Source organism: Stenotrophomonas sp. YJH_SMC_91 (assembly GCF_059368495.1).
On sequence record NZ_JCAFRT010000005.1, the window covers coordinates 26,145 to 37,729 of the forward strand.

Here is an 11,585-nt window from a genome sequence, read left to right on the forward strand (position 1 = left end):
TCACCATCACCGTAGTCTTGCCAACTGCTGAGACAAACATCTGTTGTATGCCGCTGGCCCATTGACATATTTGTCCGTTGAGCAGGCAGACTCAATTGACCCTCTATCTGCCGCCGAAAGCCTGGATAAATCCGGCCCGCCTCCCTGTTGATCTAGTGCTGCGAGTTGGGTGTTGAGGCATCTGTTGTAGGCAGCGGGGCCATTGACATACTTGTCTGTTGAGCATGCCGCTTCGATAGACTGCCGTTCAGAATTGGAAAGACGGGATAGATCGGGTCTTCTGCTCCCTTGCCCAGACATGGCCGAAAGTTGACGCGCTAGACATTGGTTGTAGGCCGCAGGGCCATTGACATACTTGTCAGTCGAACAAGCGGCCTCAATGGACTGCTGTTCTGCGGAAGACAAAGAACTAAGGTTTGGCCGCCGCACACCTGCTGCCAAAGCTGCTTTTTGGCGATCCACGCACGTTCGATACGCAGCAGGGCCATTGACGTACTTGTCTGTTGAGCACGCTGCCTCAAGCGAAGCGGCCTCTGCGGATGACAACTGAACTGGGGTGCTGACGGGGCGGCTATCTACTGATGGAGTTGATGTGAGGGCAGGAGCACGTTGTAGCTGAAGCAGCAACGCTTGATCTGCCACTCCCGTCGCAGCCAAGCCTCTGTCCTGCTGGAATGCGATGATTGCTGAACGAGTATCTCTGCCCATCAGTCCGTCAGCAGCGCCAGCTTCGTAGCCAAGTTCATTGAGTTTGCTCTGGATAGCTTGCACGGTTACGTCCGCCGCTGGGCGAGATGGCTCTTGAGGCGATAGCGACCCCGTGGGACTGCGAGTAAACCTGCTCCTACCTTCGGATTGAAGTTGACTCCGGTATGGCTCAATGTCTCGTTGAGCGCTGGTCAAATCATTGCGCCCTCGATTGTTGGTGTGATATCGAAATGAACTGCAACGGCTGTTGTAGTCGGCCACCATCGCGTTGAAGCGATCCACATCGGCATCGACGTAGTTATTGACGGCGGACTTCGTGGCATCCAGGCGAATGTCTTCGGCCAAGCAATACCGAATCTGCTCCCGTGAGAGCACGAGGTCTTGGCCGACCGGCGGCTTGGTCTCAACCGGCCGTGATGGTGCTTGTGGCTGCGATGGTGGCGTATAGCTCGGCGCGGCGCTTTGCGTTGGTGGTGAGTAGCTGGGCGCTGAGGAGGTTGTTGGCTTGTCTGCCTGACCGATCAACCAAAGCACTCCGAAGACGGCGGCAATGCCCAACACCCACTTGCCGCCGGATGAGCCGGAGGACGGCTGCGGAGGTTCTTGATAGGTTTGACGCTGGCTCGGTTGCGGCTGTGGCTGCGGTTGAGCAGGCTGCGGAGCCGGGCGCGGGGCACTCAGCGCAGCGGCAGCAGGTTCCTTCTTTGCAGCGGGAGGCGGCGTCGTGTCCACATCGGACACAAGCGAGGAGAGGCCTGCAAAGCCTCTGCCTTCTTCTTTTTTGTCGTTTTCTCCCCCAGCCACACCTATCTCCTAAATGAATCCGATCCGTCGCTTTGTCTCAGCGCCACCCTCACGTTCCCGTGCCGGTGACGAGTGCAAGGCGGCCAGCAAGCTGGCCTGATCCAGCCGATCTTTGCCGCCGCGTGCCGCCAGTCGCGCGCCTTCGCGCACCACGAAAGAGACGTCCGACAGTGGCCTGCCCGCCAGTTCCTTCGCCAGCGGCTTGGCGTCCACGTCCGCTTCCTTCGGCAACGAGGACAGTAGGTTGTCCAGTAACGCCTGCACCTCGACCTGGCTGGCGAAATCCACCTTGATGAGGTGATCGAAACGCCCACGGCGCTGGATGGCTGGGTCGATCATCTCGATGCGGTTCGTCATGGCGATGATCAGCACGTCGTTCTTCGCTGCCTCCGGAATACGGCGCAGGAACTCGGCTACTTCCTCCACGCGGTGATGACCCGACCCCATCTCGCGGTCGGCAAGGAACGCTTCCATCTCGTCGATCACCAGCACGGACGGCGCGCTCTCCATCGCCTTGTCGAACACCTGCGCGACCTTCTTGCTGGTCTCGTGGATGTACGGGCTGGCGACGCTGGAGGCATCGATCTGGAAACTCGGCCAGCCGAGGAAGTCCACCAGCCGGTCAACCGCGAAGGTTTTGCCGCAACCCGGAGGGCCGTGCAGGATCACCGCCGACGGGAATTCGATGCCGAGCGCCTTGTAGCGGTCACGGTGCAGGATGATGTCAACGATGTGTTCGTTGAAGAAGGCGGCCAGTTCGGGACGCCCGGCGAGTTCGAAGACCTTGTCGGGTTCGGGCGCACTGCGCTTGGTCTCGACCTTTTCTTCAGCGGGAGCGGCCTCGGTATTCTCGGTTGGCGCTTCCGGCTTGCGTTCGAGCGGGATGAGTTCGCCCACCTCGAACCCCGCCGCCTGCACGACATCCTTCAAGTGGCCTGCACCGATCCAGCTCATGTTCTGGCGCAATCTGCGGAAAGCGGAAGCCGGAATACTCGTGCCACCCGTCAGCCAGTAACCGAGCACGACATCATCGCCGGTGCGGGAACTGATGCTGTAGGTTGGCAGCAGGCGGGTGATCTTTTCGACGTAGAGCGCGTCTTGCAACGGCGATTCCGCATCGATGTCGCGCGTGGCCTTCAACGCCAAGGCGAACGACAGCGCCTCGGCCTTGTTGTCAGGGGATTTCGCTTCGCTGACCGGCAACAGGGTCTGGCTTGGCGCGCATGAGATGGCTCGTAACGGCCGATCTCCGAACCGGAAGGCGTCGAACGTGCCCTCGTCAATCAGTCCTGCGTCTTGCCAGCGAACGCCCAGATCGTCGTGGACGACCAGCGCACGACCGCCGCCTTGGGTGTCGTACACCTGCCAATCCGCGCCCTCGAACAAGGCGACGCGAACCTTCGCGCCGTCTGGCAGTTTGAATCCAATAGGGAGCCATGCATCGAGAGCCATGAGGATCAACTCCGAACGATATTGGCACCGGCCATCATGTCGTCATCACCCGCAGAGCCAACTTGAATCGAGAAAAGCTGGCCAACCACTGCTCGCAATTTGTCGATGTCATTGGCCTTGATGGCTTCGGTTCCGTGCGCCACAAGCTGTGCGTGCTCTCTGGCGTCAGAGAAAAGGTAACTGGCTTGAGCCATACGTTTGAAGTGATCGATCACGAACCAGTCCTGACGCCACAGGATCATGAAGTTGCGACTGCGCAGATCGTCCAAGTGCGATTCAAAATCGCTGCTGTTGTTGTCGAGAGCGCGTTGCGCCGTCTTCACCAAGTTGTCGAACGCCGATGCTTCGGTGGGACGGGCATGCTGGCGCACGGCCTTCTCGAAGAAATCGACCGCCCTGTCCAGTTCAAGCTGACGGATGTCCTTCAGGTGTTCCTTGCGTGTCAGCGCCAGCAGGCGCTTGGCTTCCTGCACGTTGTCCATCGCCTGCTTCGCCGTTTCTGGGTCAGCCTCGCCGGACTCGATGGTGCTGGCCTGTTCCAGCTTCTCGCGGGCCTGCTCCAGACGCGGGTCATCCACCTTCGAGGCCATTTCTTCCAGACGTTCGAGTGTGTGCTCGGACTGCTCCTGAATGTTTCTGGCCTGATTGGTGTAGTCGAGCTTGCCCTCTTGACTGGAGTAGAAGTTGCGCCCGCTCTGGAACGAGCCGCTGATGGAGGGAACCGAAACCTCCAAGATGATGTTGCCGGAGTCGAGCACTTCAAACTCGCAGACCAGCTCCGCCCCTGCCGCGATGACACCATCATCGAAATCCGTTCCCTTGATCTCGAACATGCCGATGAAGCGGTTGTCGGTGATGGGGTCGGAGATTTCACCTTCCCACAGCTTGAACTTGATCGACCCAGCGCTTCCGCCCTTGAGCGACTCACCCGCCTTGAAGGACTTCTTGCCTTTCTTGGGCAACTGGTCACCTTCACGGATCAGATAGTCCAACACCAAGCGCCCGCCAACTTTGTCGCGGGCTTCCACGCCAATGGAGTGCGATGCTGGGATGGCATCGATGCTGGCGGCAGTGCGCGCGATGACGATCTTGTCCTCACCCAAGGCAACGGGTGCGCCGTTCGAGTCGAACACGAACACCTTGAAGATGTTGTCGCCGGGCTTGGCCAGGCTGAGTTCGACGCTTGCGCCGTCCTTCAGCGCGACGCGACCGGATGACCAGCCCGTGTCGAGGCTGTCGATCTGGAACTCGACACCCGCGGGCGCGAGCCCACCGAGCTTGGCGACGATCTTCGCCCTCGGCTCCGGCGTGCGCGCGATGTAGTTGAACGATAGGTCGAGCGCACCACCGGCACTGAGCGCGCCACGTGCGCTTTTGCGTCCACGGCTTTGCGAAGCCCAGTCGATGGATTCGGCAAATACCGCCGCGCCTTCGGCAACCGCCGTCATCGGGTTCACGTCGGTGGATGGCGCGATGCCCAGCTCAAAAGCAACTTTGTCGCGCAAGTTTTTGTACTGAGCTGGCCCACCCACGAAGACGATCCGCTCAACGTCGTGAGAACTCAAGCCTGCCTTCTCAATGCTCTCTCGGGTGGCCTGAATGGACTCATCTACCTTGGACGCAATCAAACCGTCGTACAAAGTCCGGCTGATCGGGATGTCAAGGTAGATTTCTTCGCCAGCTTGGTCACGTACACCCAGCTCGTTCTCAGCAAGGCTGATCACAGACTCTTCGCTCTGCGACAACGCGATTTTGGCTTTTTCAGCAGCCCAAGTCGCAATGGTGCGGAGTGACTTGTACTGTGAATTGGATGCGAGATCTTCCGGCAGATCAAAGTTGTCGAGCAGCCACGGTTTGACGACGTTGTCGAACAGAATGCGGTCGAAATCCCGTCCGCCGCACATGGCAATGCCGCCATGAGCAAGCAGGTTCACTCGACCGCCAATGCTCTCCGCAATGGCGACATCCAGCGTGCCACCACCAATGTCGTACACAACAAAAATACCGTCGTTCTTCCGCTGGCGCATGACGCTCATCACGGCAGCGACTGGCTCCTGCATCAACGCAACCCGTCCAAGCCCAGCCGCATCGGCGGCGGCCATCGTGGCGTCCTTCTGCATTTGGTTGAACGCGGCCGGAACGGTGATGACGCTGCCCGTGTCGCCATCGCCACGAATCTCCTCCGGCAGATAGCCAAAGAGTGAGCGCAACACCTCCGCGGAACATTCTTCCGGCGTCATCGTGAGATTGACCGCGGGCAGCTTCACGGGGGTGCTTGTGCCCATGAGGCGCTTGAACAGCACAGCCGCGTTATCGGGATTCTTTGCGGCGCTGTTGTAGGCACGCGAACCGACGTACTTATTACCGCGCCGGTCGATGAAGATGGCCGAAGGCGTTACATCGTGCTGCTCAGGACTCTTGTAGAGGTGAATCTTTTCACCATCAAACGAGCAGATGGCACTGTTGGTCGTGCCGAGATCGATACCGACGTATTTCATGCCTCCACCTTCCTGAGCATTACCGTGCCTTCTTTGCGCAGCCCTTTCGGCCCCATGATGATCGGCTCCAGCATCTGCTCGACGAGCAACACATCGTCCGGGGCGAAATCCCCCAAGTTCAAGGCAGAAGCCGCCATCCCTGCGTCGTAGGGTTGTCCCTCGACATTGACCAGCTTCAGACCGTTTGAGTCCAGGCTTTCCTCCACCTTCTTCTGGAAGTAGCGGATCTGGTTGATGTAGCGGCCTGACTCGCCCGCGTCTAGCTTGCCGACCACCTTCCCGAACAGACGCGAGAAGCGCCAACTCTCGACAGCAATGTCGATCAGCGATTGCTCCATCTGCTCATTGGTTTCGCCCTGACTTGTCATCATGCCCCCTACTGAGAAACTTGTTGGCGTTCCAGATCGGCTCCCCCGGGCACCCAGCTTGGAGATGACCCGCGTGGAGAATTCCCCGGATCGGCCAGATCGTTAGCGCCGTCCGAGCGGACCTAGCGACGCCCTCTTTCTCTGCCACCGCACCCCCTACGAATGGCGGGAAAAAAGCACTTAAAATCCGCCGCTTGCACCCCATTAGACGGCTTTCGATGGCAAGTATAGCGCCCTTGCGGGTCCAGTTCATGCAAGACCAGCGGCCGAACACGGGCTAGACAGGCCGGATATTGGCGCTTGCCTGTCCCGGATTTGAGGAGGGCATGGTTAATCGATATTGGCGCCGCCGAAAAGGAGTAAACCCCCATCGGAAAGGAAGGCTGCTAGTTCATGCAGCGGAACTGCGTCGAGACAGAAGGCGACGGTCCGGTTTGGGCGTTTGAAGCGCGGACGCTCCACTATGCGTTGCGCCTGAGCTCATCCAAGTAGTTTGCCCAAGCCTGCATCATCTTCCTGCGCTCTTCCAGGTGAGTAGTCCGGTTGTACGCCCGCCCCAGCGGATCCCGGACCGCATGGGCGAGCTGATGCTCGATGAAATCCGGCCTGAACCCAAGCACCTCGTCCAGCAATGTTCGCGCCATGGCCCGAAAGCCATGGGCAGTCATCATTGTGCCGTCGAACCCGAGGTTCCGTAGAGCGGCGTTTATCGTGTTCTCACTGATCGGCCTCTGGACGCTCCGCACGCTCGGAAAAACGTACTGGCTTTTCCTTGCATAGGGTCGGACATCTTCCAGAAGTTCGACTACCTGCCCAGCCAGGGGAACGATGTGCTGGGTCTGGGTCTTGCTGGTGATGTAACGCCACTCAGCAGCACCCAGGTCGATATCCTCCCAGCGCGCCGCGCGGAGCTCGCCCGGCCTGACGAACAGGAGTGCCGAAAGCTTGAGCGCGGCGGAGACGATGGGCGACCCTTGGTAGCCGTAGATCGCCTTGAGAAGCTTTGCTACCTCCTCTGGCTCAGTCAGGCTGGAGAAGTGCTTGGTTTTCGTAGGGGTCAGCGCACCGGCAAGACTCAGGGCGGGGTTGTTCTCTGCACGGCCGGTGGCGATGGCATAGCGAAAGACCATGCCCGCGGCGGCGCGAGCCCGATGCGCCGTCTCGACTGCTCCACGGGCCTCGATCTTCCGGAGGGCCTTGAGCAGGATTGGCGCAGTCACGCTCCGAACGGGCAGATCACCGATACTCCCCAGATCGCGTTCCAGCATCCGGCGCTCCCGAACGACTGACCCAGGGGTCAGCTTCGTGGCCCGTTGCGTCACCAGTTCCTCAGCAAGCGCGCCAAAGGTATTGCCGGCCTCTTCCTCCTGTGCCGCTCGCTCGATCTTCACCACCAGGCCCGGGTCCATGCCCTTCTTGAGCTGGGCCCGGGCCTTGTCCCGCTCGGCGCGAGCTTCGGCCAATGAGATCGCCGGGTAGTCCCCGATGGTGAGCATGTTCGCCTTGCCGGCGAACCGGTACCGATAGCGCCAGATCCTGGCTCCAGAAGGCCTCACCTCGACGCACAGCCCATTGGCATCGGCGAGGCGATAGACCTTGCCCTGAGGCTTGAGGCTGCGCAGCTTGGTGTCTGTCAACATGGCTGTGAGTAACGGATATGTGAGTAAGCGGAGATCTTCCGATCATCTTACTCGCACCGTTACTCACGTTCCAGCTGGATGGAGGCGCACGCGACCGGACCCGGCCGGACACGAAACCACTGGATTACGGCCGTTTTGCTAGGATATTCGGACTGATCTGGACGCTGTCGGATCAGTAGATGGTGGGCCCACCAGGATTCGAACCTGGAACCAAGGGATTATGAGTCCCCTGCTCTAACCGTTGAGCTATAGGCCCGGCGCAGCCTCACAGTGTAGTGGAGGCCGCGCTCGATCGGCTACCCGGCAGCAGCAAGAGCCTCAGCCACATGCCCCAACCGCTTCTCCGCCACTTCCGCAAACCACACCTGCCGCCGCAGGTGCGCGTGGAACAGCGCCACAGTCCTCCTGGTCTCTTCCAGCCCCTTCTGGTTGTCCGCCGCCGAAGCCAGCAAATAATCCAGCACCAGACTGCGTCAGCAACGCCAGCGTCGCTCTTCGGGCGAATCCCAGTGAATCCTCGCGCTCGTCGCGCATCACATCTTCCCAATCCAATAGCGGCGCAAACGCGCAGCCGTTGAGAAGACCTGCTGGATACGTCATCGCAAACAGCAGCTGGCACGGCTCTACAGAAAGCACACACACCCCAAAAAGAAAAACCCCGCACCAGGCGGGGTTTCTCTCAACGCTTCAACAGCCGCTGGAAATCAATCGATATCCAGGAAGCTGCGCAGCTGCTCCGAGCGGCTCGGGTGACGCAGCTTGCGCAGGGCCTTCGCTTCGATCTGGCGGATGCGCTCGCGGGTCACGTCGAACTGCTTGCCGACCTCTTCCAGCGTGTGGTCGGTGTTCATGTCGATGCCGAAGCGCATGCGCAGCACCTTGGCTTCCCTCGGGGTGAGGCCGGCCAGCACGTCGCGCACGGTTTCAGACAGATTGATGTTGGTGGTGTTCTCGATCGGGGACTCCACGTTGGTGTCCTCGATGAAGTCGCCCAGATGGGAATCCTCGTCGTCGCCGATCGGGGTTTCCATCGAGATCGGCTCCTTGGCGATCTTCATCACCTTGCGGATCTTGTCTTCCGGCATGTCCATTTCCTTGGCCAGCTCCTCCGGCGTAGCCTCGCGGCCGTACTGCTGGAGCATCTGGCGGGAAATGCGGTTCAACTTGTTGATCGTCTCGATCATGTGCACCGGAATACGGATGGTGCGTGCCTGGTCGGCGATCGAGCGGGTGATCGCCTGGCGGATCCACCAGGTGGCGTAGGTCGAGAACTTGTAACCGCGGCGGTACTCGAACTTGTCCACGGCCTTCATCAGGCCGATGTTGCCTTCCTGGATCAGGTCGAGGAACTGCAGGCCACGGTTGGTGTACTTCTTGGCGATGGAGATGACCAGGCGCAGGTTGGCCTCGACCATTTCCTTCTTGGCCTTGCGCGCCTTGGCTTCACCGTAGGCCATGGCACGGCTGATTTCCTTCAGCTCTTCCAGGTCCAGCTGGGTCAGCGTCTCGATGTCGATCGTCGCCTGCTGTTCGGCAATGATCTGGTCCTTCACTTCGCGCAGCGCCGAGGACCACTTCTGCTTGCGCTTCAGCGCGTCTTCCACCCACTCCAGGTTGGTCTGGTTGCCTTCCCAGGAACGGATGAAGTCCTTGCGCGGCATGCGGGCGGTAACGGTCGCCAGGTTCAGCACGCGGCGCTCATGGGCCTTGATCGATGCCATGGTGTCGCGCAGCTGCTTGGTCAGCACGTCGGTCAGCGGCAGCGGCAGCTTCAGGGTGACGAACACCGCCGACATTTCTTCGCGCAGGCGCGGCAGGTTCTTCTTGTCGCCCTTGGTCGCGGCCTTCTTGAAGGCGTTGAAGGCATCGCTCAGCGCCTGCATGCGCGCGGCGACTTCCTCCGGATCCGGACCGGTCGGTGCGGCTTCTTCATCGCCACCGTCGACATCGTCGTCCTCGTCCTCGTCGCCTTCGGCGTCCGCATCGGCGCTGTCATCGGCAGCGACCGCCGGCGGCGCCGGCTCTTCGTCGACCAGGTCGTTGAAGCCGACGATCACTTCGGCCAGGCGCTTCTTGCCTTCCTTGTGGGCTTCGTAGTCGTTCAGCAGCGACTCGACCGAAACCGGGAACTGGCCCAGGGCCGCCTGGACCTGCGAAAGGCCTTCCTCGATGCGCTTGGCGATGGCAATTTCGCCTTCGCGGGTCAGCAGCTCGACGGTGCCCATTTCGCGCATGTACATGCGCACCGGGTCGGTGGTACGGCCACCTTCGGTGTCGAGCGCGCTCAGCGCAGCGGCAGCTTCTTCAGCCGCGGTGTCATCGACTTCGCGGTTGCCGGTGTTGCCATCGTTGAGAAGCAGGGTTTCCACATCCGGCGCAACTTCATGGACATCGATGCCCATGCCGTTGATCATGCCGATGATGTCTTCGATCTGTTCCGGGTCGACCATGTCGTCCGGCAGATGGTCATTGACTTCGGCGTAGGTCAGGTAGCCCTGTTCCAGGCCCTTGCTGATCAGTTGCTTGATTTCGGATTGGGCAGGACGTTCGTTGGCCATGTAGTGCTCGCGCCACCGGCAGGGAGAAATAGGGAACGTAGCATTATACCAGCCCGGGGCCCTGCCTGCCGGGCGGTGGTCCCGCAGGCTCAGGGCCGGAGAAGGAAGGTCACGGGACCGTCATTGACCAGGCTGACGACCATATGGGCACCAAATCGGCCCGTTTCCACCCCTGGCGCGTGATTTTCACGACAGATCTCAACAAAACGGTTGAACCCGCGTTCAGCCTCTTCCGGCGGCGCGGCCGTGGTGAAGCTCGGCCGCATGCCCGAACGGGTGTCGGCGGCCAGGGTGAACTGGCTGACCAGCAGCAGGCCGCCGCCGGTATCGCGCAGCGAGCGGTTCATCTTCCCGGCCTCGTCGGCGAATACCCGGTAGCCCAGCAGGCGCTCGGCCATCCGCCGCAACTGGGCCTCGGTATCGCCCGGCTCCATGCCGACCAGGGCCAACAGGCCAGGGCCGATCTGCCCCACGGCCTCATCGTCGACATGGACGGCGGCCTGGCTGACACGCTGGATCAGGACGAGCATCGTGGGCTTCCAATGAACAGGGCCGGCCACGATAGCAGCGCCCTTGGCTAAACTGGCGCCGATGAATCCGCAACGCAAAGCCCGGCTGGTCTACCGCGCCACCACCCTGTTCGCCCGCCTGCCCTGGCCGCTGCTGCGGGCGTTCGCGCGCGCCCTGGCGTGGGCGTGGATCGCCCTCAATGCCCGTGAGAGCCGCGTCACCCGGCGCAACCTGGAACTGGCCTACCCGGAGCTGGATGGCGCCGCGCGCGACCGCCTGCACCGTGATCTGCTGCGCTCCACCGCGCTGCAGGCCATCGAAACCCTGCGGCTGTGGAGCCAGGCGCCGGCCGACAACCTGCGCCGGCACCTGAAGCAGCGCCATGGCGAGGCCCTGTACGACGCCGCCCTGGCCAGCGGCAAGGGCGTGATCGTGGCCGCGCCGCACTTCGGCAACTGGGAGCTGCTGAACCAGTGGCTGGCCTCGCGCGGGCAGATCGCCATCGTCTACAAGCCGCCGGAGGACGAGGCCAGCGATGCCTTCCTGCAGCTGGTGCGCGGCGGCCAGAACGTACAGCAGGTGCGCGCCGAAGGCCCGGCCGTGCGCCAGCTGTTCAAGGTGCTCAAGGACGGCGGCGCCACCGGCATCCTGCCCGACCAGCAGCCCAAGGCCGGCGATGGCGTGTTCGTGCCGTTCTTCGGCGTGCAGGCGCTGACCATGACCCTGGTCAACCGGCTGGCCGAACGCACGGGTGCCACCGTGCTCTATGGCTGGTGCGAACGCATCGGGCCGGACATGGAGTTCGCGCTGCACATCGAGCCGACCGACCCGACCGTGGCCGATCCGGACCCGCTGGTGGCGGCCACCGCCCTCAACGCCGGTATCGAACGCATCGCCCGCCGCGACCCGGCGCAGTACCAGTGGACCTACAAGCGCTATACGCTGCGGCCACCGGGCAGTAGCGAGGAAGACCCGTACGCAACTGAGGAACACCCCCACTGACGGCCGCCTGCGACCACTGGCCGCACCACGTTGAATACGACGCCG

8 protein-coding genes and 1 tRNA gene are annotated in these 11,585 nt (G+C 61.5%); 1 reads left to right on the forward strand and 8 read right to left on the reverse strand.

All coding sequences use genetic code 11. The features are described 5' to 3' along the window. Positions 1 to 6 precede the first annotated feature (6 nt). From AC5P5X_RS08605 to dtd, 8 genes are all read right to left on the reverse strand, one after another. Complete coding sequence (locus AC5P5X_RS08605) at positions 7 to 972, reverse strand: peptidoglycan-binding domain-containing protein (RefSeq protein WP_111188973.1); 966 nt, start codon at positions 970 to 972, stop codon at positions 7 to 9. A 549-nt stretch (positions 973 to 1,521) separates the two neighbouring features. Continuing rightward, the gene (locus AC5P5X_RS08610; RefSeq protein WP_111188965.1) at positions 1,522 to 2,964 is read right to left on the reverse strand and encodes an ATP-binding protein; all 1,443 of its coding nucleotides are present in this window, start codon (positions 2,962 to 2,964) and stop codon (positions 1,522 to 1,524) included. Between the two features lie 5 nt (positions 2,965 to 2,969). After that, positions 2,970 to 5,462, reverse strand: coding sequence for an Hsp70 family protein (locus AC5P5X_RS08615; RefSeq protein ID WP_099470508.1), 2,493 nt, complete (start codon positions 5,460 to 5,462; stop codon positions 2,970 to 2,972). Next, the gene (locus AC5P5X_RS08620; RefSeq protein WP_099470533.1) at positions 5,459 to 5,830 is read right to left on the reverse strand and encodes a hypothetical protein; all 372 of its coding nucleotides are present in this window, start codon (positions 5,828 to 5,830) and stop codon (positions 5,459 to 5,461) included. Before AC5P5X_RS08620 ends, AC5P5X_RS08615 begins: the two co-directional genes overlap by 4 nt. Positions 5,831 to 6,291: 461 nt before the next feature. Then, entirely contained in the window at positions 6,292 to 7,470 is a 1,179-nt protein-coding gene (locus AC5P5X_RS08625; protein ID WP_099470507.1) for a tyrosine-type recombinase/integrase, read from the reverse strand. Positions 7,471 to 7,650: 180 nt separating this feature from the next. Next, a tRNA-Ile gene (locus tag AC5P5X_RS08630) sits at positions 7,651 to 7,726 on the reverse strand. A gap of 448 nt (positions 7,727 to 8,174) precedes the next feature. Beyond that, complete coding sequence (gene rpoD / locus AC5P5X_RS08635; RefSeq protein ID WP_005411179.1) at positions 8,175 to 10,028, reverse strand: RNA polymerase sigma factor RpoD; 1,854 nt, start codon at positions 10,026 to 10,028, stop codon at positions 8,175 to 8,177. Between the two features lie 89 nt (positions 10,029 to 10,117). Then, on the reverse strand, positions 10,118 to 10,558 hold the full coding sequence (gene dtd / locus AC5P5X_RS08640) for a D-aminoacyl-tRNA deacylase (RefSeq protein ID WP_005411180.1): 441 nt from the start codon (positions 10,556 to 10,558) through the stop codon (positions 10,118 to 10,120). A 61-nt stretch (positions 10,559 to 10,619) separates the two neighbouring features. On the opposite strand from dtd, the gene AC5P5X_RS08645 reads away from it, so the two are divergent. Beyond that, positions 10,620 to 11,540, forward strand: coding sequence for a lauroyl acyltransferase (locus tag AC5P5X_RS08645; RefSeq protein ID WP_062605564.1), 921 nt, complete (start codon positions 10,620 to 10,622; stop codon positions 11,538 to 11,540). The last annotated feature ends 45 nt before the right edge of the window (positions 11,541 to 11,585 follow it).

Coding starts and splice junctions, on each gene's coding strand:
- AC5P5X_RS08605 (WP_111188973.1), bottom strand. CDS start 972: ATGGTGGCCGACTACAACAGCCGTTGCAGTTCATTTCGATATCACACC.
- AC5P5X_RS08610 (WP_111188965.1), bottom strand. CDS start 2,964: ATGGCTCTCGATGCATGGCTCCCTATTGGATTCAAACTGCCAGACGGC.
- AC5P5X_RS08615 (WP_099470508.1), bottom strand. CDS start 5,462: ATGAAATACGTCGGTATCGATCTCGGCACGACCAACAGTGCCATCTGC.
- AC5P5X_RS08620 (WP_099470533.1), bottom strand. CDS start 5,830: ATGACAAGTCAGGGCGAAACCAATGAGCAGATGGAGCAATCGCTGATC.
- AC5P5X_RS08625 (WP_099470507.1), bottom strand. CDS start 7,470: ATGTTGACAGACACCAAGCTGCGCAGCCTCAAGCCTCAGGGCAAGGTC.
- rpoD (WP_005411179.1), bottom strand. CDS start 10,028: ATGGCCAACGAACGTCCTGCCCAATCCGAAATCAAGCAACTGATCAGC.
- dtd (WP_005411180.1), bottom strand. CDS start 10,558: ATGCTCGTCCTGATCCAGCGTGTCAGCCAGGCCGCCGTCCATGTCGAC.
- AC5P5X_RS08645 (WP_062605564.1), top strand. CDS start 10,620: ATGAATCCGCAACGCAAAGCCCGGCTGGTCTACCGCGCCACCACCCTG.